We start from the raw sequence: 22,983 nt of genomic DNA on the forward strand, positions 1-22,983 counted from the left end.
CGCGCGACACCATCTTTTCTCCATCACGAGGTCAGACATCATGAAGCGAATCTTGCTGTGCGTCGCGGTCGTTGCCGCGTTATTCGCCAGCACCGCCCACGCGGCAACCGTTTACGACATCTCCGCCGGCTTCGACACGGCGAACAATCCCAGCACGCTCGGCCCCTGGAGCTACGGCTCCTCGACGGGCGTGTCGTTCGTCCCGCTCCCGCTCACCGGCGGCACCAATCCAATTTACCACTGGCGGTCGGCTTCCGAAGAGGTTTACGTCGAGAAGAACACCTCCGCCTCATCGACGATCGACGCTTTCGGTCGGTACTGGTCCCCCGGCCAGGTGACGATTCATCCTGGCAGCGCCGAGTACGGCGTCATCCGCTTCACGGCGCCGGTCGCCGGCACGTACAACTTCAATGTTGGCTACACAGGCAACACCCCCGCGAACACGACGACCGACGTGCATGTCGTCCTCAACGGGAACCTCGCCCCGCCGCTGTACAGCGGTCTGGTCAACAGCGCTCAAGACGTCGGGAACGGCATCAACGGCGCCGGGCCGACGTTCACGGACACGGTGACGCTGGCCGCCGGCGGCACGCTCGACTTCGTCGTCGGCAACGGCGGCAACGGTCACCCCAACGACCTCACCGGCATCTCTGGCTCGGTCACGCTCGTTCCAGAACCGGCGACCTTGCTATTGGCGACGCTCGGCGTCGCTGCCTGCGGCGCCGTTCGTCGCCGTCGCGGTTAGGACGACTCGGAGCGATTAATCGCGTCCACGCCAAATGGGGTCGGGAGCTATTTGCCGCGAGCGGCAAAGGCTCTCGACCCTTTCTTTGCGCGATGCTTGAAACGCCCTCAGCAAGCACCGCCCAAGCAGGCGAGTACGCCAACCCGGGCCACCCTAAATCGCGATAGCGACTATCGCCGTTGCCGACGGCGCGCCGCGAGGCAACAGGCGAATCCGCTGCAGACCAACCCTAATGTCGTCGGCTCGGGGACCGGATTTAGCAGGAACCCGCGAACTTCCAACGGCACGCCGCCTGGTCCGTCGGGGTCGTACGAGCCGATGCCAACGATCTGACCGCGGTCATTGATGCCGCGAACTCCATATAACTGCCAGCCAGCGCCGGTGGAGTCGAGCAAGTCGCCCAAGTTCTGCATGCCGCCGCTGCTGGTCCAGAGAAACGACAAGCCGTTAATAAGATTGGCCGATGAGCTACTGGTTGTGGAATTATCATCAGCGACGCCGACAACCATTCCAGCGTTATTGACATCGACCGCGCGACTTTGCAATCTACCGGGCAGCAGCCCCAAATCGGTCATGACGCCTGTTGATCCGTTGGGAACTTGCGGATTCCAGAACATCGCGTGCCGGCGATTGCCGACGACCGTGGCGCCGACGATCTGCCCGACGTCATTGATCTCCGCAGCAGAACTCGCGAGCCCCATCGGAGTCGCACTGAGCGGATACCGCACGCCGGCGAGGCCATTGGGGACGGTGGGAATGAAGACAAACGCCCCCTTGGCATCGACGCCAGCGATATCGCCCCGTTCGTTGATGCTGTTGAGGATGACGTTCGTCCCGCCGCCGCCGCCGAAAAGCGTCATCGAACCGGTCGCCCCATTTGGCGTCGATGGCTTCCAAATGTAAGATTGCCGACCACCGCCGACGAAATCCCAACCGTTCACAAGTATCGTCCCGTCTTCGCCGATATCCGGGCCTATGGGCCCTTCAAGATTTGCGCCTGGTACAGGCAGGTAAGTCGCCTGCGAAATGACCCCAGACGCACCGTTGGGCAGATCGGGAGTCCAGAATGGCTGGCTCAACATTCCCCCAGGTTCGCCGTAGCTCATGCTGAGAATTTGCCCATAGTTATTCAACCGCACGCCGTCCCAAAGTTCCGTCCCGAAAGCGATTGACGTCGGAGCGGACGCCCCTGGCTGCAGCAGCCCCGCGACGGGCGAGCCAAACCGGGGGGGCATCACGCCGGCGATCTGCCCTTGCTCGTTGATGTCGTCAGGCTGGAAGCCAGCCAAGTCTACGAGCCGATAGCTAGGCGCCGCGTGCACATCGAACATGCCGCACAGCAAAATCGCAATAACTCCCAGCCAAACACGCAGGCAGCAGATTCTCATGAGGCGCCTCGACAAGAGTTGACGACAAGGAACGACGACGTTTCATACAGCTCGTAAGAATGTAACCAGTCTGGAGCCGCATGTCGACTATTTCTGGCTGTACCGCCCTGACAGGCGAGTGCGCCAACCTGGTGTCTGCAGAAAGTTTTGCGGTCGTTTGTTGCAGTTGCGCCGTGCGTTGGATCCGGCCCCCGGTTTGAAGAACCGGGGGGCTAAGCGGTTGGGCGGCGATGCGATGGCGGGAGTTCTGGCGGCGCGGGTATTTTGTCGCCAAGTGCATTTTTGGCGACAAAATGATCCTGGGCCTCGCGCGGCGGAACTTGTTGCTCCGAAAGCGGCGTCGCCGGCAAAGCTGCGGGATGCGGGCGTTCGCCGCAGGGGGATGATTGATCGGCGGCGCGGCAGTGCGGCTTGTCTGGCGCGCAGCCTGTTTGCTCGCGGCAGTCGGAATCGAATTCCGCCATCGCTTCGTTGAGGGCGAGTTCGTAGAGGTCTTCAGTTGATGGCTGCGGCGCTGGCGGTTTGGCTTGAGCCGTACTTGATTCTAGCGGCATCGCCTGTGCCGTTGCGGCGGCGTCTTCGAGGACGGTTGCGTCGTCGTCGAGTTCGTCGTCTACCGAGGGGATGCCCCCCCCGGCTCGCTGGACAGCCCCCTCGGCTCGCTCGGCGTCTACCTCGTCCTGCTCGGTGAACGCCTCGGCTAGCTTTCGGTCGTCGTCGTTGAGGAAGGCGGGAACGCCTGGCGCTTGAGCGAGCAGCTTCCAGCGGAGGTGGTTGCCGAGCGGCGTGTTTGGCAGCTTCGGCGAGCGCGGATGGCCCCAGGGACCGAGATTTGGGAAGCAGCAGTCGAGAGCCCGTTGGCATGCGGCGTCGATGAACGGGAATAGCCGCTCTTGTTCGGCGGGCGGCAACAGCTGCAGCACTGCCTCCATCACCGCGTTGACCGCGTGGTTCACCTGGCCAGCGTGCGCCATGTTGGTCGGACGGCGGGCGTATTGCTCGGGCCGGGTTCGTTCGAGCAACCACGCGGCAGCCCGCCAATGAGTGCGTGCGGCGGCATGCATGAGCTTGAGTGGATCGGGCGGCGCGCTGAGCGCGAGGCAGAGTTCGTGATCGAAATCTTCGTCGTACTTGCGTTCGCGCTGCACGGTGCGCAGCGAAACGCCGACCGCTTCGGCAGCCTCGACGAGCGTGGCGCTAGTGCGAACGAGCTGGCAAAACTGTACTTTGAGCTCGGGCGTGAAGATGCGGTTGCGGCCGCGAATGTACTGGCGTTTCATGGCATGTCTCCGTGATTTGGATTGACGCTGTGGCCCCGGTGAATTGCTGATGGCGACGGCGGCCGTCGAGCAATGAACGAACGTTCACGTTAAGAGAACTAGCGATTTTCTTCAACGAGGATTTTCGGCCACCTAGCGGAGGGACGCGTTTGCGCGCTGCGGGCCCCCGGTTTGAAGAACCGGGGGCTAAAAAAGATGGGGTGGCCGGAAATGGCGGGTTGACGACGGCCTCTCGCGGCTCAGCCCAATCGAAGGAAGTGCGCCCCACGCGGAACCCGGGCCAGAAATGCAGTCAAAAACGGCCTATTGCCCGGTTTGTAGTCGCCAACCATAATCGAGTTAGCAGCCCCCCAGGTTGGGGGCTCTCTGCCGGGGGTAGGCCGCACTCTTTTCCCGGCGCCGGGGTTCCGCGCGACCCCATCGTTCGTTGACACCACTGTTTCTGCATCCGGAGTTCGCTAATGCGCCTGCTCTCACTGTGCGCGCCGGCTTTGGCCGTCGCTGCTGCGCTCGGTCTGTCGACCGGCGCTCGCGCCGCCAACCTCGGCGCCGCTAACGCCTTCAATGGCTTTGTATTCGGGAATCTCACCTCTCATGGCCAAGACACGGAAGGTCGTCTCGCGGTCGGCGGCAACTTCACGGCCAGCAGCTACGGCGTCGGCTCGGGCGGCGTTGGCCCCGCGGTTCCGATCACCAATCCTCGCACCGACGTGCTAGTCGTCGGCGGCAACATGAACGCCCAGGGCGGGTGGCAAGTGTTCAACGGCAACGCCGTGTGGGGAACGAGCCTCACCGCGGCGCCGACCACGACCAACGGCATCACTTATCAGGGCAATCCGGTCAACTTTGCCGCGGCTCAGGCTGACCTTACCGCCAAGAGCGCTGCGTGGGGCGCCCTGCCGACGAACGCGACCGTCTTCTTCGACGGTTACTCGACGCTCACGCTCACCGCTACGAACGCCGGGCTGAACGTGTTCAACGTCTCGGAAAGCGTGTGGGAAGCGACGAGCAACAAGCAGATCGTCAACAGCTTTCCGAACGCGACGCTGCTGATCAACATCGCGGGGAGCGACGTCACGCAGTTCGGCGGCATGTCGTACAACGGCAGCAGTTCGCCGAGCAATAACCACGCGGGCGTGTTGTTCAACTATCCCACTGCGACGACCGTGCAGACGAACAACATTGCGATGCTCGGCAGCTTCTTGGCGCCAAACGCGGCGCTGACGATCAACGGCGGCGGCATTAACGGCGTCGGCGTCGCGGCGAGCGCTCTGCAGCAAAGCGGCGGGGAGTTCCACAATTTTACGTTTGGCGGCGATATTCCGTACACGCCTGTGGTGCCGGAGCCGGCCACGTGTGTGTTGGCAGGCATAGGGTTGGCGGCGATTGCGGCGAAGCGGCGGGCGATGAAGTAGTTCGCGAGGCGGTTCTCTGCTGTTGATAAACAACGGCCCTGGCGAGTGCTACTCGCCAGGGCCGTTTTTTGTAGGGTGGGTGCTTGCACCCACCTTGCCGGTTTGTTGCTTGTCGCGCGCGTCCATGCCGTATTGACTCTCTTCGCGGAGAAGCGCTAAGTCGGGACTTCCGAATTAGCCGCGGCGGCCAAAGGTGGGTGCGAGCACCCACCCTACGGATCGCCGTTTTCCAGTTCGACGGTTAGCGGGAGCGCGGCGTCGCCGGGTAGTTCGTCCACCTCGTCAGCTTTGGCGGTGTGCAAAGGCCCAGAGAGCGCTAGCAGGTTCCCCGCGACGATGCACGCGCCGCCAGCCGCCATGGCAAAGGTCATCTCTTCGCCTATCAAGAAGTTCACTATCAGCGCCGCCGGTAGTTGCAGGTAGCCGAGCACGCTGGTGAGTTGCAGCGGCAATTCGGTCGACACCTGCACCCACAGGTAGTGGCCGAGCAGCGTAACGACGACGCCGAGGTGAACTATCAGCCACGCGTCGCGAGCAGTCATCGACCACTCGGCGGCCGGGGCCATCACGAGGAACACCGGCAGGGCGAAGACAAACATGCCCCAGGTGCGAAGTTCGTTGTCGAGGTGCGCGTGACGTTGATGGAGCATCGGCAGCGCTGCGTAGAACGTACCGCTAAGGATGCCGACGAGTAGCCCGAGAAGTTGCCCGTCGGCGCCTTCTTCCATGGGCACGCAGAGCCAGCTTCCCGCCATGGCGAGCGCGACGCCGATCATTGCCAGCGCGCGTGGCCGACCAAAGCCGAATAGCCAGCCGAGCAGCGGCAACTGGACGCCGCAGGTCGAGAAGCCGATGGCCCCGATCGAGGCGCTCGCCATCTTGATGCTCTGGAAGTAGGTGAGCCAGTGAAGGCCGAAGAAAAGGCCGACCGCTGCGAGCAAGCGCCAGTGGCGAGCGACCTCGCTGCGGAACTCGCTGAACGACGCGCGACGGCCGGCGGCCAGGATGATCGACATGCCGATCGCGGAGAGGCCAAGTCGCCAGACCCCGAGGGCGACCGAGTCGATGCCGATCGCTCGAATCGCGGCGGGTGCGCTGCCGAACAGCACGGTGGCGACGGTCACCTTCAGCAGCGACGATCGGTAGCTAGCCAATGGTAGGCATCCGTGCGGGGGTAACTACGCCCGCCGGCGGCGCCGGGCGACGAGTCCCGCGCAGGCGCCAATCGCCAACAAAGCGGCGGAGGGCTCCGGCACAGCATGCGCCGTCGAAGCGGCGCCCGTCAATCCGGAGTTTCGCTGCCAGATCAGTAGATCGGCACCATCGGTGACGCCATCGCTGTTCGCATCGCCGGCATCACTCTGGTTGAAGGCGGCTCGCCAAATCGCAAGGTCGGCGCCATCAACGACCGTATCGCCGTTGAAGTCGCCTGGCCGGTTCGGGTTTACCGGCGCCACTCTGAAGCTGAGCCCGTACCGCACGGCGACGCTACGCGTCTGAAAGAGCATGGTGTAGGCGCCGCTCGCCAGCGGCGGCGTGAACCCGGTCGCACCGGCGCCGAGGGCGATGTCGTCGAGAATATTCTCGCCCACATGGCCGAGCTGGGGGTTCGTTGGAAAATTGACCCACCCGAGCATCGCCGACGGGATGACTTCAGTTCCCGCACCAGCCGTCCACACGGCCCCTTGCTGAATTCCCGCGAAGACCGGGTTCATGTCCTCATGAAACGTGACCGTGATCGCGCCCAGGACGTGATTGGCCGGGATGGTAATCTGCAGGAAATCGAAGTCCTTGCTGCTCGCCTCGCCGAGCAGATCATTGACGCCGGGCGTCAGCGCGAACGGCGTCGGCTGCAGCGGGTTGCTAGACAGATCGCCCGCAACGAACTCGCTGTACGACGCAGCGCGTGCTGCGCTCGCGACGAGGCAAACAGCCAGTAAGCCTGGAAGAAAAGCTTTCGTCTGCATCACGCTGATGCTCCCCCACAAGTCCGGCATTCATCGCCGTCAGGGGAACTCTACGCAGCAGCGTCGCGCCAGGGGAGCGGATTACGGAAACCCGTCTCCCTCATGCGGGGAGCGCTGCGGCTCGCCAGCCAAGCGCTTCCAAGCGACGAGCAACGCCGACCGTGGCGCTGCTTACGTTATCGATGTTCAGCCCGTGATCGAGCTGATGCGGATCTTCGTGCAGACCGAGCGGAAGCCGGTCTTCTTGCGGAAGTTCTTGCGACGACGAAGCTTCTGGACGACGAGCTTCGGGCCCTTTTCCGGACCGATGACTTCAGCGACGACGCTCGCGCCGCTGACGAGCGGGGCACCGAGCTTGAGCGAGCCGGAACCGTCGCTGACGGCGAGGACGCGATCAAAGGTCAGCTTGGCGCCGGCGGCCAAATCGCGGTAATCGACCAGCAGTTCCTGGCCCTGCTCAACCTTCAACTGCTTACCGCTGTCTGCAATGATCGCGTACATGTGACTCGTCCGAAAAAAGCGTGAATCCAAGGGTGGGCCGATTTAGCCCAATCGAGCCCTGTAAATTACCTGATTTGCCGCGGGGCGTCGAGGGGTGGTTCGCCACAACGGCGCTCCCGCCGGCTGGGAGTGCTGGCAGACGGCCTGATTTGCCGCCGAACCACCGCTTTTGGGCCGAAAATGGCACGGTTTCAGTCGCCGCGGGGCCGCTCCGGCAGGCCGAACGCGGCCGGGTCGGACTGGCGGATGGCCTCGACTCGTTGGGAGATCATCGGCATTGCCGGGAGTTCGCTGTAGAACTTTGCGCTGGGGTCGACGCCGTGGGCCTCGTGGCGGGCGATCATCTGGCGGATGGCGGGGATGCGGGCGAGGGCTGGGAGGATGAGGAGCCAGGTGGCGGCGAGGGCGAGGATGTAGGCGGTGAGGCGGGCGGCGCGGGGAGATCGGGCGCCGGGGGCGGGACGCCACGGCTCGCTGGTGGGGATCGATGGGTGAGTGACGTTATTGGGCAAGGGCGGCGGCGGTGTCGGGGTAGAACTTCGTGAACATCAGCCACGCCATCGCCAGGGTGATCGCGAGGTTGAGCGTCTGGCCGCAGAGATAGAGGATCAGCGGCTTGCCGCCGGCGAGGTACTGCTTCAGCTCGCGGAAGTTTGTTTCGAGGCCGATGCTGACGAACGCTAGGCAGAAGCACCAACCGCGGAGCGTCTTTGAGGTGGCGGTCGCGGCGCCGACGAGGGCCTTGCCCGCTTCGCCGCTCGTGGAGATCAGCGAGAAGAGAATCGATGCAGCGATAAAGCCGAGGACGAACTTCGGGAACCGTCGCCAAATCTCCCCAAGGCTCGGGCGGGCGCCGTCGGGCGACTTCTCGACGCAAGTGACCCAGTACATCGCGACGCCAAACGCGACGGCCCCGATGAGGATGTTTTGAATCATCTTCACCGTCGTGGCGACGAGCAGGCCCGTCTCGCCGAGGGCGTCGCCGGCCGCGGCCACGGCGCCGGTCGAGTCGATCGTGCCGCCGATCCACGCGCCGCCGAGCACTGGACCGAGTTCGAGCCAGTCGATCACCGGCGGCATCACCACCATCATGATCACGGTGAACGCCAGCGAGATGCCGATCGCCAGCGAGAGCTCTTCCTTCTTCGCCTTGCACGCGGCCGCGGTGGCGATCGCGGCCGAGACGCCGCAGACCGACATGTCGGCGCTGATTACCATGTTGAGCGACTTCGATTCGATCTTCAGAACCTTCTGCCCGAAGATGTAGGTGAGAATCAGGGTCGTCGGCGTGGCGACCCAGGCGATGAAGACGCCGGGCGGACCGAGCGAGAGCAGCAGATGGAACAGCACCTCGGCGCCGAACATCACGAGGCCGGTTTTGATGTAGAACTCGGCCCGCACGGCCGGCTGCAGCCAACGCGGCGTGCCGACGGTATTGCTGATGAGCAGCCCCGCCGTGAGCGCCCAGAGGGCGTACTCCAGGTTGAGGTGCTTGACTACCTTCTGGCCGGCGAGGAAGTAGGCGAAGATCGCCAGCGCGAAGAGGGCGGCGAAGGCGAGCGGGAAGCCGCGCACTCGCTCGCGCATTCCCGCGAGACCGGTCGAGAAGAGCGCGAGCAGCGCGATGAAAACGCACGCCACGCCTGGTACGACGCTGGCGCCCTGCTTGTCGACGAGCGCATCAAGCGGATTGCTCACCCACGAACCGAGGTCGGTCGACCTGACGGCTAGTGGATTGATCGCTTTCTCGCCGTCCATCGAGCCGACGAGCGTCGCCGCCAGCGCCACGAGTAGCACCGTCCATCCGAGCCAGATCGACCAAACGTCTTCGCTGAGCCACGGCGATCGCGGGCGATTCTCTTCCATCACTACTTAACTGCCACTAAATACGGAACCGCCGATGAACGCCGATAGACGCAGATGAAGAATTATCTGCGTTCATCCGCGTCCATCGGCGGTTCCTGCTTCTACATCCCTTCGATGCGAACTTCGCGCCCGCTGGCGTCTTCGCAGTCGAACTTGAGGAACTCTGGCGAGAGGTCTTCGCGGCTGATCACCAGCACTTGCACGGTGTGCTCGTCTTCCATCCGCGTCAGCTCGCGACGCTTCCGGTTGTTGATGTAGCTCGCCACTTCCTCCTCGACCGTCACCGCGATCCGCGCGACGCTCGCGTGTTGGGCGCACATGATCAGCTTGCGGATCACTTCGATCGCCATGCTCTCGGCGCTCTTCACGAGGCCCGAACCGGCGCACGCAGGGCATTCCTTATAGACGCTCCGCTTGAGACTCGGCCGAATGCGCTGCCGCGTCATTTCGATCAGGCCGAACGGACTAATCCGCAAGATCTTCGTGCGAGCGCGATCGCGGCGGACCGCGTCGCGTAGGGTCCGCTCAACGATGCGACGATGGCGATCCTTCCGCATGTCGATGAAGTCGTTCACCACGACGCCGCCGAGATCGCGGAGCCGTAACTGGCGAGCGATTTCGCGAGCGGCGATTTGGTTCAGTTGGAACGCCGACTCTTCCGCGCCGCCGTCGGTGCGGAAGCTGCCGCTGTTGACGTCGATCGCCACTAGGGCTTCGGTCTGGTCGATCACCAGCGAACCTCCGCCGCGCAGCGGAACCTTGCGTTGGTTGATCCGCGCGATCTCATCGTCGAGCTTGTACTTGTGGAACAGCGGTTCCTTGCCTTCGTACAACTTGAGCCGGCTGACGTAGCGCGGCATCACGAACTGCAGGAACTCCTTCGCCCGCTCATATGCTTCGGGCTGATCGATGTAGATTCCGTCGACGTCGCCCGTGAAGATGTCACGGATCGTCCGGATGATCATGTCGCTTTCTTGATAGATGTCGCACGGCGCCGGAGCCTTCTTGATCCGGCGGACGATCACCTTCCAGAGTCGCACGAGGTACGCGAGGTCGCGCGACAGTTCCTTCTTCGTCCGGTCGGTTCCGGCGGTGCGAACGATGAAGCCGAGGCCTTTCGGCGGGTTCAGTTCGCGGAGGATGTCGCGGAGGCGACGGCGGGCGTCGTCGTCTTCGATCTTGCGCGAGACGCCGATGCGGCCGAGCGCCGGCATGAGCACCAGGTACCGGCCCGGGATGCTGATATAGGTGGAGAGCGTCGGCCCCTTGGTGCCGATGCCTTCCTTGATCACTTGAACGAGGACTTCGTCGCCGCGGCGGAAGATCTCTTGAATCGGCGGCTTGATGCGCGGGCGGACGCCGGGACGCATGCGTTTCTGCGCGGTGCGACCGCCTCCGCCGCCATTCGGCCCGCGACGAGTGGCGCGGCCGTTGTCGCCGACCTCTTCCAACTCGTCTTCTTCGTTGTCGTCATCGTCATCATCGCCGAACTCGTCGTCGTGTTGATCACGCTCGTCGCGACGCGGCGGTCCGCCGGGCGCGATTTCGACGTCAGGATCGTATCCGCCTTGGCGGAAGTATTGCGGCTCGACGTCACTGATGTGCAAGAAGCCGTTGCGGCCGACGCCAAAGTCGACGAACGCCGCCTGGATGCTGGGCTCCAGGTTGACGATCTTGCCTTTGTAGATGTTGCCGACGTAGTTGTCCTGGCTACTCCGCTCGATGTACAACTCTTCCAAAATTCCGTCTTCGCAGATCGCAATCCGGCACTCTTCCGGCTGCGCGACGTTAATCAGCATCTCCTGCTTCATGGAAACTCTTTCTTAAGTTGGATGGCGCCGCGCGACGCCCGACCGGGCTCGCGCAGCAAGCTGACCAGATGGCCTCGGCATCGAGACGAGAAGCGATCGACGCGGCGAAGCGGTCAGCGACGCGCCGCGCTAAGCGCCGGCTCCGTCGATCGTGGCCATTCATCGCAATCGCGTTCAACAAGGTCGCTCTCGGCCGCCTAAGGCGAAAATTTACGTAAGTCTCTAACTGACGATCCGCAGCCAAACGGCTGCGGGATGGTTGCTTATGAAAACTAAATTTGGTAGCGCTTTTTTGTGGCGTGACACTGGCAGTTTGCCAGCGAGAGGCCCCAAGCGTGTACCCAGTTCGCACTGCCTGGACGCCACTGGCGCCCAGAAATACTCTCTCGTCTCCGTTACTCTGTTGTTCTGTTGTTCTCTTCGTGTTGTTCTTCGTGTCTTCGCGTCTTAGTGGTTCATCTTCTTAAACCGGGAACTCCGGGAACACTCTCGATAGCTCTTCTTTCAAATAGGTCTTCACATCGCGGGCCGTTTCCAGCGCGCGAACTTGTTCTGCAACGCGCTCGCATTGCTCGATCGAGACGCTGCGACAAACGCGCTTCACTTCCGGGATTGCCGAAGGAGTCACGCTAAGCGTCCGCAGGCCGATGCCGAGCAGCAACATCGTGTACAAGGGATTGCCGCACATCTGGCCGCACATGCTGATCGGCCGATCGAATCGCTTGGCCGTCTTCACCGCCATATCAATCAGCCGGATCACCGCCGGGTCGGCAGCCGTGTAGAGGCTCGCCACATCCTTGTTGCTGCGGTCGACGGCGAGACAGTACTGAATCAGGTCGTTCGTGCCGATGCTGAAGAAGTCGGACTCTTCGGCAAAGCGATCCATCATGATCACCGCCGAGGGGACTTCGACCATCATCCCCACAGGGATGTTGCGATCGAACGGGATGCCCGCTTCTTCGAGATCTTCCATCGCATCGGCAAGCACCATCTTCGCTTGCCGCAGCTCAAGCATTGTGCTGACCAGCGGGAACATCAGCTTGATTTGCCCGTGCGCGCTAGCTCGCAAGATCGCCCGCAACTGCACGCGGAACATATCGCGATTCTTCAGCGCGAGCCGGATGCTGCGCAGCCCGAGGAACGGGTTGCGTTCGTCCTCCGGATCAGGGAGGGTCCGCATCTTGTCGGCGCCGAGGTCGAGCGTCCGCATGACCACGGGCTTGCCGTGCATTTCCCGAGCGACTTCGCTGTAGGCGGCAAAGTGCGCTTCTTCTGGCGGGTCGTCGTCGCGGCCGAGATACAGGAACTCGGTGCGGTAGAGACCGATGCCGTCGGCCCCGCGCTCATCGCATTGCTGCACTTCCGAGGGGAACTCGATGTTCCCGAGCATCGTGATGCGGCAACCGCAGGTCGTCTCGGCCGGCAGATCGCGGAGTGTTTCGAGTTTGACGGCGAGCGAGCGCTGCTCTTCGACTTCGTGGCGGTAGCGGGCGAGGGTTTCTTCGTCTGGGTGGAGGAAGATGAGGCCCTGGTCGCCGTCGATGATCACCGTCTCGCCGCCCGAGACGTCGGTGAGGAAGTTGCCGACGCCGACGACAGCAGGGATGCCGAGGCCTTCGGCGACGATCGCCGTGTGGCTGCCGGGTCCGCCGACCTCGGTGACGAGGCCCATCACGAACTGCGGATTGAGGTTGGCCGTTTCGCTCGGCGTGAGGTTGTGGGCCAGCACGAGCACGGGCGACGTGACGTGGGCCAGCTCTTGCCGGGCGGTGCCGAGCAGGTGCCGCAGCAGCCGCTTCTGGATGTCGAAAATATCGTTGGCCCGCTCGGCCATGTACTCGCCGTCGAGCGACTGGAAAACCTTGGCGTATTTGCCGAGGGCGCGGCTGACCGAGTACTCCGGCGAGTAGTGCCGGGTGCGGATCATCTCTTCGAGTTCTTGCCGCAGCCGCCGATCGTTCAGCATCTGCAGATGGGCTGAGAAGATGGCGGCGACTTCATCGCCGAGCTCTTTGGCGACGCGGCCGCGATTGCGGTCGACTTCGGCCGTGGCGGCTTCGATGGCGCGATTGAGGCGCGCAAGCTCCTCGCTGACGGCGTCGCGTCCGACGAACCGCCGCGGTATGCGGAATCCTTCGTTATCGAGGATCAGGGCTTCGCCGATTGCCACGCCGGGCGAAACTGCGATCCCTTGGAGGCGTTCCATAGCGCCCTCGCTTTGGGGGCGCGCCGGCGTTCGTGCTGCTGCGACAAGCATCCGCTCGCTAGGGCCCGCCTTGCCCCGGCGTCGTCAAAATCTTCGTGCAACGCGCCCTGCGCGTCGGCCAGCGCCGCTGCAGGGCGGCGAGGCTCGGTCGATTTCTTCGGTGTTTGCTTATCGCCCAGGCAGCCTTTGGCCTGCGCGCCTTGTCAATTCGGTCCGCCAGCATCCCCAACGGATGGCGACGGTGTTTCGGTGGATATTCATCACCCCGAGGTTCGACGAGCGCCGCTGGGGCGAACGCTCGGCGAACCTCGACATGATGAACCGCGTCGGGCCGTACTGCGTCAGCCGGCCCGCCACCTCAACCGCCGTCCGAACTCGTCGGAGGCTGACTTTCTGTTTGTTCTAGCACGAAACCGTTGGCGATGAACCGCGCAAGCGCGTCCACCGCCTGTTCGGCGTCGTCGCCGCGAGCTTCCAGCCGCAGCTCGACGCCGGGTTCGGCGCCAAGGGTGAGCATGTGCATGATGCTCTTCCCGTCGGCGCGAAGGTTCTCGCGAACCACCTCAATCTCACAAGGAAACTTCATCGCCAGCCGCACGAACTGCTCGGCAGGTCGGATGTGCAGGCCCAACGGGTCCTTGTCGCTAATGACGACGACGCGTTGTGCCGCGGACGATGACATGAACTAAGTAGCGGTCAGCTTTCAGCGATCAGCTTTCAGCCCAACCTTCTCCGTGATCCGCGGTCCGCTCGCACTAGCGCGGCGGACCTATTTTTCTGGCTGACTGCTGACAGCTGATCGCTGACAGCTTCACTACGATCCAAACTGATTGTTGTCGGCTTCTTCCAAGAGCTGCCAGACGTCGCCGGGCTCCTTGCTCTGCTTCAGGAAGCGGCAGAACGTGTCGTCGCGCAGCTGGCGCGAGATGTTCTCGAGCGCCCGCAGGTGATCGCCAGGGCGATCGGGGGGCGAGATCAGCAGGAAGAGCAAGTGGACCTTCTCGCCGTCGAGGCTGTCGAAGTCGACCCCCTCGTCGCTGACGGCGACGGCGCCGATCAGTTCGTGGACGCTCGGGTGCTTGGTGTGCGGGACGGCCACGCCGCGGCCGATGCCGGTGCTGCCGAGCTCTTCGCGCTTCAGGATCGCTTCCACAATGCCGTCGAACTGGTCTTGGGCAATCTTGCCCGCTTCCAGCAGCGACGAAGCCATGGCGCGAATCACGTCTTCCTTCGTATCCGCTTCCACGTTCGTGCGGATGGCGTTGCGATTGACGAAATCAACGAACTTCATATCTCAAAGTATCCTTCGCTCAATGAATCGAATAATGGATTCGATGCAGTCGCTCGCGGCGGCTGATTGTGTTTCTTCTGGCGGGCTTGAGAGCCCGGCCTCTTACTCGTCGGCGTCGTCCGCGCCTTCGTCGCCCGCCACCGGCGCTTCCTGCCGCCGGGCCTCGGGATTGCGATGGCGTTCCTGGACACGCTCTTTATACCGCCGCAACTGCTCTTCAACCTTGCCGATCGTCGATTCGAGGGCGCCCAGCAGGTTCTCGCCTTGTTCGTGAGCCACGAAGTCGTGCTTGTGCTCGGCCGAAACCTGGAGGTCGACCTTCGGCTTCGCTTCGTCCTTCAAGTCGACGACAATTTCGATCGACATCAGGCGGTCGAAAATCCGAACGAGCTTCTCGGCCTTGGCCCGCAGCTTTTCCTGCGTGGCTTCGGACAAATGCCCATGTCGAGTCGAAACGCTAATCTGCACGGTTTGCGGTCTCCCCGGGTATCGGGTCGCCGCCGCGGCGCGAGGCTGCGGCAGCGTTCTCACTTACTACTGGCAACTACTACTGTATCTCATGATGCCGGGAAACGACGCTCCCGTCTGACCCAGCGGCTGGCTTTGCCTGGGCAGCACCCCATTCTAGCGGGTCGCTCCCAAGCCCACAAACGCACCTAAACCCGCAGAATCAAGCGACTTGGGCGAACCCAACTGGCAAAATCGCCCTCTCCACCGATGTCGCTCCCCACTCGCCACTTAAGATTCCCTGCAGCTTCTATGTCTAAGCTCGCCACCGCTTTGCGTCAGATTGACGACGCCCGCCAATACACCCTGGGGCTGCTGGCCGACCTGCCGGCGGACGCCTGGTTCTTCATGCCGACGCCAGCGGTCACTCATATTGCTTGGCAGGTGGGGCACATTTCAATTGCCCAGTACCGGCTGGGGGTCGCGTTTCACCGGGAACCGAAGCCTGAGGACGCCGCTTGGCTCCCTGCGGGCTACCGTGAACTGTTCGGCCGCGACAGCACGCCGCAGGCGGATGCGAGTCTCTACCCGACACCCGACGAGCTGCTGGCGAACTTGAACCTCATTAATAGTCACGTGACCGCGGAGATCGGAGCGATAAGCGAGGCCAATCTCGATCGGCCGGTGATTCTGCCGCACCGATTCGTAAAGACGACGCTGGACACGCTGCTGTGGTGCTCGCGCCATGAATCGGTGCATGCGGGGCAAATCGCCCTGCTACGGCGACTCCATGGAATGCGGCCGCAGTGGTAAACCACCACGCCGGCGCCACTAGGGGCAAGTTTCGTTGCCCGCGGAAGCTCATTATCGATAATTCATCAGCTGCCACGCGGTAGCGGTGTTCCCGATCGAAATGGACCCTGCCCTGTGGCCTCTCAGCGTACTCACTCGCCGACTTCGCGCCGCTCGCCTCAGCCTGATGGCTGCCGGACGTGTGTGAGCGATCAGATTCGCGATGCCCTTGAGGAGCGGATCATCTCGGGCGCGTTGGCGCCGGGCGACCGGCTGATCGAACTGAGTCTGGCGAAAGAGTTCGCGACGAGCCAGGCGCCGGTCCGCGAAGCGATCAAGGAGCTCGAATCGCGGCGGCTGGTGGAATCGATCCCCTACCGCGGCGCCCATGTGCGCGAGATCTCGAGCCGCGAGATGGAAGAGGCGTATGACGTTCGCGGCTCGCTGGAGCAGCTAGCCGGGGAACTCGCCGGCTCGGCGTTTCGTGGCAATGTGGCGGAACTCCATGCGATCGTCGCCGACCTGACGGCCGCCGCGACCGTCGGCGATGCCGAGGGTTATTCAAAACACAACTTTGCGTTCCACCGCGCCATCGTGAGCGGCGCCGGGAACGAGACACTGCTCAACGCGTGGGAAGCGCTCGGGTTCGAGATGCGGGTGCGGATCAACATCGCCCGGAATCAGAACCCGGAGCTCGTCGCCCGCGCGGCGGAGCATGTGCCGATTATCGACGCGCTCGACCGGGGCGAAGGCGCCCTGGCGGGGCGATTGCTGCGCGAGCATGCGATGTCGTGCAAAGAGCGCTGGCGGAATCGTTCGCTGCCGAGCGAGTTGCCGTCTGCCGATCAGAACGTCGCCGACGTTCCGGCGAGTTGTTTGTCGTGATTTTCGAAACACCCCGCACGCACACATAAATTAACAATATCTGGCTCCCTCCTCCTTGAGGGGAGGGGACCACAAGTATCAATAAATTAATCCCGCCACTACCAGCCGCCACCGCGCGGCTCCCGCCCTTTCGGGTCGACTGGCTCGCTGCCAGTCGACGGACCTATGTGGATTGTCCGTCTCGCCCTTCGGCGCCCTTACACGTTCGTCGTGATGTCGATGCTGATCGCCATCATGGGGGTCGTCACGATCCGACGGATGCCGACTGACATTTTTCCGGAGATCGACATTCCGGTCGTGGCGGTCATTTGGACCTACTCCGGCATCTCGCCCGAAGAGATGGAGACGCGCGTCGTCGGCAACTTTGAGCGGGTGCTCGTGTCGACGGTGAACGACATCGAGCATATCGAAAGCCAATCGCTCGGCGGCATCGCGGTCATCAAGATCTTCCTGCAAGAGGGAGCGAGTATCGACAGCTCGATCTCGCAGGTGGTCGCGACGTCGCAGCAGGTGCTGCGGTCGATGCCGCCCGGCATGTTCCCGCCGCTCGTCATGCGCTACAACGCGGCGAACGTGCCGATCGTGCAGATCTCGCTCGACAGCGAGGTCCTCTCGGAGAAGGAGCTGTTCGACTACGCGACCACCGGCATCCGGCCGGGGCTCGCGACGGTGAACGGCGCACAGATCCCCTACCCTTATGGCGGGATGGCGCGGCAAATCATGGTCGATATCGATCCCGAGAAGCTGCATGCGTGGCACCTCTCGGCGGCCGACGTTTCGGAGGCGATCAACCTGCAGAACCTCATTGCCCCCTCCGGCACCGCGAAGGTGGGCCAGCAGGAATACAGCATTCGCCTCAACAGCAGCCCGGAGATCGCCGCGGCCGTCGGCGACCTGCCGGCGAAGTCGATCGGCAATCGGACGATATACGTCCGCGACGTCGCCAATGTCCGCGACGGCTTCGCGCCGCAAACGAACGTCGTGCGCGTGAACGGTCGTCGCGGCGTGCTGCAGCCGATTTTGAAGTCGGGCGCCTCGACGCTCGAAATCGTCGACGGCGTGAAGAACAAACTGCCGATCGTGCTGCAGTCGCTTCCGGAAACATTGCGGGCGACACTGCTGACCGATCAATCGATCTTCGTCCGCCACGCGATTCACGGCGTGCTGGTGGAAGCGGCCATCGCGGCGGGGCTCACCGGCCTGATGATTTTGCTCTTCCTCGGTTCGTGGCGGAGCACGCTGGTGATCGTCATTTCGATTCCGCTCTCGATTCTCGTGGCGATCATCGCGCTCAACTTCCTCGGCCATTCACTTAATGTGATGACGCTCGGCGGCATGGCGCTGGCCGTCGGCATTCTTGTCGACGATGCGACGGTCGAGATCGAAAACATCCACCGCAATCTCCATCTCGGCAAAGGACTGGTGCCGGCGATTCTCGACGGCGCTCAGCAGATCGCGATGCCGGCGTTCGTCGCGACGCTGTGCATTTGCATCGTGTTCGTGCCGGTGGTGTTCATCACGGGGGCTGCGCGGTCGTTGTTCACGCCGATGGCGCTGGCGGTGGTGATCGCGATGATGACGAGCTATTTTCTCAGCCGGACGCTGGTGCCGACGCTGGTGCATTACTTTCTGGCGAGCGAAGTAGAGCTTTATCACTCGCATCCGAATGAGTCAGACAAGGCGGTTCCGCAAAAGCAGAACATCATTTGGCGCTGCCATGAGGCGTTCAATCGACAGTTCAACCGCCTGCGCGACGCGTACGGCCTAGTGCTTGCGTGGGCGCTCTCTCATCCGCGGACGGTGGTGGCGACGTTCGCGGTGTTCGTGGCGCTCTCGGCATGCCTCGCGCCGCTGATCGGCCGCGACTTCTTCCCGCAAGTCGACTCGGGGCAGATTCGGCTCCACGTTCGCGCTCCTGCCGGCACCCGCATTGAAGAAACCGAGCGGTACTTCACCGAAGCGAATCGCGTCATCCGCGACGTGATTCCCGCGGACGAAATCGAACAGATCGTCGACATCATCGGCATCCCGAACAGCGGCATCAATCTCGCGCTCAGCGATGGGGCGATGATGTCTTCAGCCGATGGCGAGACGCTGATCACGCTCGCTGAGCATCACGGGCCCACCGAAGATCACGTGAAGCGGATCCGCGACGCGCTCGCCGAGCGACTGCCCGATCTCACGGTCTACTTCCAGCCGCCCGACATGGTGACGCAGGTGCTGAACTTCGGCCTCGCGGCGCCGATCGACGTGCAAATCTCCGGACCGCGCGGCAACTACGAAAAGAACTACGCGATCGCCCGCGACCTGGCGAAGCGGCTTGCCACGATTCCGGGCGTAGTCGATTCGCACATCCAGCAAGTGCCGCTGACGCCGCAGATCGCCGTCGCCGCCGATCGCAGCATGATGAGCCAGCTCGGCTTATCGCAGCGCGATATTTCGAACGACTTGCTTGTCGCGCTCAGCAGCAGCATCCAAGCGTCGCCGAACTATTGGCTCGATACCAAAACGGGCGTGCAGTATCCGCTCGTGGTACAGGCGCCGCAGCGGACGATGGATTCGCTCGAAGCGATCAAGAACATCCCCGTCACGCAGGGTGGCAAGGCGGCGCAGAATCAGTTGCTCGGCAATCTGGTCGACGTTAACCGCACCTTCGGCGCCACGAACGTCACGCACTTCAACATCGCGCAAAGCTTCGACGTGCTGGCGAGCGTTCACGGCTCCGACCTCGGCAGCGCGTCGACGGCGATTCAGCAGATCGTCAACGAGATCCGCCCCACCCTGCCCCGCGGGACGTCGATCACGCTCCGTGGGCAGATCGAAAGCATGGAGACGTCGTTCAGCGGGTTGAGTTACGGCCTCATCTTCGCGGTCGTGCTGGTGTACCTGCTGATGGTCGTCAACTTTCAGTCGTGGCTCGATCCGCTGATCATCCTGATGGCGCTCCCCGGCGCCCTCAGCGGCATTTTGTGGATGCTGTTCGTCACGCAGACGACGATCAGCGTCCCAGCGCTGATGGGGTCGATCATGTGCATCGGCGTGGCGACGGCGAACTCGATTCTGCTCATCACGTTTGCGAACGATCAACGGAAACTCGGCAAATCGTCGGTCGAGGCGGCGTGGGCCGCCGGCGTCACGCGGCTGCGGCCGGTGATGATGACGGCGCTCGCGATGATCCTCGGCATGCTGCCGATGTCGCTCGGCATGGGCGAGGGGGGCGAGCAAAACGCGCCGCTCGGCCGGGCGGTGATCGGCGGGCTGGCGATGGCAACGTTTGCCACGCTGCTGTTCGTGCCGATTGTGTATAGCTTGCTCCGGCGGCAGAATCCGGAACGAATTCTTGAACCAGAACTTGCAGACTAATTTTTTGATCTTCCGAGAGCAACCGAATGTGTGCCACTGGCATCTTGCCAGTGAGAAGTGGCGACCGAGTACCCACTTCAGCACTGGCAAGATGCCAGTGGCACCCGCAGAACTCGAACCAGCTATTAAGCATTACCAGCGGTGACGCGATGAATCATTCAGAACATTCCACGCAGCAGAGTCCGCAGCACGCGGCGTCCGAACACGACGAAGTCGGCGCCATGCCGCCGGCGCCGCAACCGGCGCGGTGGAAGCTCGCGCTGATTACCTCTCTCGCCGTGGCACTAGCGGTGGGCGTGTTCTACTTAGGCTGGACGCCGAAGGCGAATCAGCAGCGGGCGCTGGCGCGGGAAGTCGACATTTCGAAATCGGCGTTACCGCGGGTGCGCGTCACGTTGCCGCGCGCGGCGGAAGAGCTAACCGACGTGCTGCTGCCGGCCGACATCCAGGCGATGCAGGAAACGGTCCTCTACCCGCGGACGAATGGCTACGTGCTGCGGCGGCACGTCGACATCGGCGACCAGGTGGAAGCGGGCCAATTGCTCGCGGAGATCGCGACGCCTGAAGTCGACGCCGAAGTGATGCAAGCGGCCGCTGAGCTGGTCGGCGCCGAGGCGACGCTCGAAAGCGAGAAGGCGAACGCGAACCTCGCCGAGATCAACGCCCAACGCTATCGACGGTTGATCAAGAACGTCGCCGCCTCGCAGCAGATGCTCGACGACGCCGAGGCGGCCCTCTTGGTCGCCAATGCAAAAGTGAAACTCGCCGAGGCAGCGATCCAAGTGGCGAAAGCGAACTTGCAGCGCGTCACTGAGTTGCAATCGTTCGCGAAGGTGACGGCGCCGTTCGCCGGCGTGGTGACCGCTCGTTCTATTGAGGTTGGCCAACTCGTCACCGCCGGGAACGCGCAAACGCAGGCGCTGTTTCGACTAGCGAGCACCAACCCGGTGCGAGTTTTCGTCAACGTACCGCAAGTCTATGCCGCCCATGTGGCGAAAGATCTCAAGGCCCAAGTCGTGCTGCGCGAGCAACCGACGCAGGACATCGTCGGCAAGGTGACCCGCACCGCTCGCGCGATCGATCCGAACACGCGGACGCTGCTCACGGAGATTCAGGTGCCGAACGACGACGGCGCGCTGCTCATCGGCTCGTACGCCCAAGTAAAGCTGCAATTGCAACGCGACTACACGCCGCTGCTGATTCCCTCGTCCGCGATCATCTTCAACTCGCTCGGCACGCAAGTCGCCGCGGTAACGGCGGACAATCGGATCGCACTGCACGATGTGCAGATCGAGCGTGACATGGGTTCGGAGGTCGGCATCGCCTCAGGCCTCGCCGCCACCGAGTCGGTCGTCACCAACCCGGGCGACCGGATGTCGAAAGGGCTGCATGTGGAGATCGACAAGTAGCCACGGCTCAACGAGCCGCCGGAGCGAGTTTTAATGTGGAATGCTGAATGGGGAATGGGGTGAGGACTCGCCTAGCTGAGTTCTTACCTCATTCCCCACTCCCCATTCGACATTTCTTTCCATCACCGCTCCGGCGGGTCGTTGACCCGCGGCTGCAGCGGTCTATTCACCCGACGCCGAACCGCAGGTAAGCTGATGCTGCCCTCTCTATTTCCCCGACATCAGCTCCCTGGCCTCCCATGCCTCCCTCCGACGATGCCATCAACGCGCTTCGCGAAGCGTTGCGCCACTCGCCCGACAACGTGCCGTTGCACAAGCATTTGGCCGAGTCGCTGCTAAAGCTTGGCCGCTTCGATGAAGCGGAAGCCGCGTACCGCACGGCGCTCGGCGTCGTGCCGCATCAGGTTGATCTGAAGCTCGGCCTTGCCAACGCCTACTATCAGCAGTCGAAGAATTCGCCGGCGCTAGTGGTCGTGGAAGACCTCATCAAGCAGAGCGACCCGCCAGCCGGGGCCTACCTGCTGCACGCGAAGCTGCTCGCGCGGGCCGGCGAGTCGCAGCGGGCCGCCCATCAATATCGTGAAGCGATCGGCATCGATCCCGACGTCGCCGACCCGGAACTAGCGAGGGAGCTCGGCGTCGATCGTGCATCGCAATCGTTCGACACGGCCGATGAAGAGGGACGTTATCGCGAGCCCGCCGGCGAGTTGCCGCCTGGTTCGCCAGAGTTCGACATCGAACGGCCGAAGGTAACGTTCGATGAGGTCGGCGGCATGGAGCCGGTCAAAGAAGAAATCCGCATGAAGATTATCTTGCCGCTCGAGCAGCCGGAGCTGTTCAAGGCGTACGGCAAGACGGTCGGCGGCGGCATCCTCATGTACGGCCCGCCTGGCTGCGGCAAGACGTTTCTCGCCCGCGCGACGGCCGGCCAGGTGAAGGCGGGGTTCGTCGCCATTGGCATTAGCGACGTCCTCGACATGTGGATTGGCAACAGCGAGAAGAATTTGCACGAGCTGTTCCAACAGGCGCGTCGCAATCGGCCATGCGTGTTGTTCTTCGACGAGGTCGACGCGCTCGGCGCCAGCCGGGCCGACATGCGGCACAGCGGCGGACGGCATCTCATTAATCAGTTTCTGTCGGAACTCGACGGCGTCGAACATTCCAACGAAGGGCTGCTGATCCTCGCGGCAACGAACGCCCCGTGGCATCTCGACAACGCCTTTCGTCGGCCGGGACGTTTCGATCGCATCTTGTTCGTGCCGCCGCCCGATCGCGAAGCGCGGGCGTCGATCTTGCAGCTGATGCTCGCCGGCAAGCCGGCCGACGGCGTCGACTTCGACGCGGTGGCGAAGAAGACCGACCACTTTTCCGGCGCCGATCTCAAAGCGGTGGTCGACGTGGCGGTCGAGGCGAAGCTGCGCGACGCGATGAAGAGCGGGAAGCTGGAACCGCTACGGACGAAAGACCTAGTCGCCGCCGCGGGAAATGTAAAACCGTCGACGCGGGAGTGGTTTGCGACGGCGCGGAACTACGCGCTCTATTCAAACCAAGGGGGCGTGTACGACGATATTTTGAAGCATTTGAAAATGTGACGAACGGGGATGAGCGCTGACCGTC

Annotated in this window: 19 protein-coding genes; 7 read left to right on the plus strand and 12 right to left on the minus strand. The window is 63.0% G+C overall.

Annotated features, from left to right (window positions below; translation table 11 throughout):
• Positions 1–40 precede the first annotated feature (40 nt).
• Positions 41–745 (plus strand): PEP-CTERM sorting domain-containing protein, encoded by a 705-nt coding sequence (locus tag ACQY7R_RS18610; RefSeq protein WP_428307069.1) that lies wholly within the window; start codon positions 41–43, stop codon positions 743–745.
• 170 nt (positions 746–915) lie between these two features.
• Here ACQY7R_RS18610 and ACQY7R_RS18615 read toward each other — a convergent pair whose 3' ends face one another.
• Both ACQY7R_RS18615 and ACQY7R_RS18620 read right to left on the minus strand, forming a co-directional pair.
• On the minus strand, positions 916–2,133 hold the full coding sequence (locus ACQY7R_RS18615) for a PEP-CTERM sorting domain-containing protein (protein WP_428307070.1): 1,218 nt from the start codon (positions 2,131–2,133) through the stop codon (positions 916–918).
• A 212-nt stretch (positions 2,134–2,345) separates the two neighbouring features.
• Entirely contained in the window at positions 2,346–3,413 is a 1,068-nt protein-coding gene (locus ACQY7R_RS18620; RefSeq protein WP_428307071.1) for a hypothetical protein, read from the minus strand.
• Positions 3,414–3,874: 461 nt separating this feature from the next.
• Between ACQY7R_RS18620 and ACQY7R_RS18625 the strand changes: the two genes are divergently transcribed.
• Complete coding sequence (locus tag ACQY7R_RS18625) at positions 3,875–4,828, plus strand: choice-of-anchor A family protein (protein ID WP_428307072.1); 954 nt, start codon at positions 3,875–3,877, stop codon at positions 4,826–4,828.
• Between the two features lie 212 nt (positions 4,829–5,040).
• Here the strand turns inward: ACQY7R_RS18625 and ACQY7R_RS18630 are convergent, their stop codons facing one another.
• From ACQY7R_RS18630 to hpf, 10 genes are all read right to left on the minus strand, one after another.
• On the minus strand, positions 5,041–5,982 hold the full coding sequence (locus ACQY7R_RS18630) for a DMT family transporter (RefSeq protein WP_428307073.1): 942 nt from the start codon (positions 5,980–5,982) through the stop codon (positions 5,041–5,043).
• Between the two features lie 24 nt (positions 5,983–6,006).
• Positions 6,007–6,795, minus strand: a complete 789-nt coding sequence (locus ACQY7R_RS18635) for a PEP-CTERM sorting domain-containing protein (RefSeq protein WP_428307074.1) — start codon at positions 6,793–6,795, stop codon at positions 6,007–6,009.
• A 186-nt stretch (positions 6,796–6,981) separates the two neighbouring features.
• Entirely contained in the window at positions 6,982–7,296 is a 315-nt protein-coding gene (rplU, locus tag ACQY7R_RS18640) for a 50S ribosomal protein L21 (protein WP_152101453.1), read from the minus strand.
• Between the two features lie 191 nt (positions 7,297–7,487).
• Positions 7,488–7,808, minus strand: coding sequence for a hypothetical protein (locus tag ACQY7R_RS18645; RefSeq protein ID WP_428307075.1), 321 nt, complete (start codon positions 7,806–7,808; stop codon positions 7,488–7,490).
• Positions 7,798–9,162: a YeiH family protein gene (locus ACQY7R_RS18650; RefSeq protein WP_428307076.1), complete on the minus strand. Its 1,365-nt coding sequence runs from the start codon at positions 9,160–9,162 to the stop codon at positions 7,798–7,800. The genes ACQY7R_RS18645 and ACQY7R_RS18650 overlap by 11 nt, the downstream gene beginning before the upstream one ends.
• Before the next feature lie 101 nt (positions 9,163–9,263).
• Positions 9,264–10,973 (minus strand): Rne/Rng family ribonuclease, encoded by a 1,710-nt coding sequence (locus ACQY7R_RS18655; protein ID WP_428307077.1) that lies wholly within the window; start codon positions 10,971–10,973, stop codon positions 9,264–9,266.
• 463 nt (positions 10,974–11,436) lie between these two features.
• Complete coding sequence (gene ptsP / locus ACQY7R_RS18660; protein ID WP_428307078.1) at positions 11,437–13,179, minus strand: phosphoenolpyruvate--protein phosphotransferase; 1,743 nt, start codon at positions 13,177–13,179, stop codon at positions 11,437–11,439.
• 358 nt (positions 13,180–13,537) lie between these two features.
• Positions 13,538–13,861, minus strand: a complete 324-nt coding sequence (locus ACQY7R_RS18665) for an HPr family phosphocarrier protein (RefSeq protein ID WP_152101458.1) — start codon at positions 13,859–13,861, stop codon at positions 13,538–13,540.
• A gap of 132 nt (positions 13,862–13,993) precedes the next feature.
• The gene (locus tag ACQY7R_RS18670) at positions 13,994–14,470 is read right to left on the minus strand and encodes a PTS sugar transporter subunit IIA (RefSeq protein ID WP_428307079.1); all 477 of its coding nucleotides are present in this window, start codon (positions 14,468–14,470) and stop codon (positions 13,994–13,996) included.
• 102 nt (positions 14,471–14,572) lie between these two features.
• Positions 14,573–15,001, minus strand: a complete 429-nt coding sequence (gene hpf / locus ACQY7R_RS18675; protein ID WP_428307080.1) for a ribosome hibernation-promoting factor, HPF/YfiA family — start codon at positions 14,999–15,001, stop codon at positions 14,573–14,575.
• Between the two features lie 228 nt (positions 15,002–15,229).
• Here hpf and ACQY7R_RS18680 point away from each other — a divergent pair, with 228 nt between their 5' ends.
• The 5 genes from ACQY7R_RS18680 to ACQY7R_RS18700 all read left to right on the plus strand — a co-directional run bounded on the left by ACQY7R_RS18680 (position 15,230) and on the right by ACQY7R_RS18700 (position 22,958).
• Complete coding sequence (locus tag ACQY7R_RS18680; protein WP_428307081.1) at positions 15,230–15,730, plus strand: DinB family protein; 501 nt, start codon at positions 15,230–15,232, stop codon at positions 15,728–15,730.
• A 183-nt stretch (positions 15,731–15,913) separates the two neighbouring features.
• Entirely contained in the window at positions 15,914–16,594 is a 681-nt protein-coding gene (locus tag ACQY7R_RS18685) for a GntR family transcriptional regulator (RefSeq protein ID WP_428307082.1), read from the plus strand.
• 165 nt (positions 16,595–16,759) lie between these two features.
• Positions 16,760–19,957 carry an efflux RND transporter permease subunit gene (locus ACQY7R_RS18690; protein ID WP_428307083.1) on the plus strand — a complete coding sequence of 1,066 codons (3,198 nt, stop codon included), beginning with the start codon at positions 16,760–16,762 and terminating at the stop codon, positions 19,955–19,957.
• Between the two features lie 149 nt (positions 19,958–20,106).
• Positions 20,107–21,366, plus strand: a complete 1,260-nt coding sequence (locus ACQY7R_RS18695) for an efflux RND transporter periplasmic adaptor subunit (RefSeq protein WP_428307084.1) — start codon at positions 20,107–20,109, stop codon at positions 21,364–21,366.
• Between the two features lie 239 nt (positions 21,367–21,605).
• The gene (locus ACQY7R_RS18700) at positions 21,606–22,958 is read left to right on the plus strand and encodes an AAA family ATPase (protein WP_428307085.1); all 1,353 of its coding nucleotides are present in this window, start codon (positions 21,606–21,608) and stop codon (positions 22,956–22,958) included.
• Positions 22,959–22,983 lie beyond the last annotated feature (25 nt).

It is taken from the genome of Lacipirellula sp., assembly GCF_965279485.1.
GTDB lineage: Bacteria > Planctomycetota > Planctomycetia > Pirellulales > Lacipirellulaceae > Lacipirellula.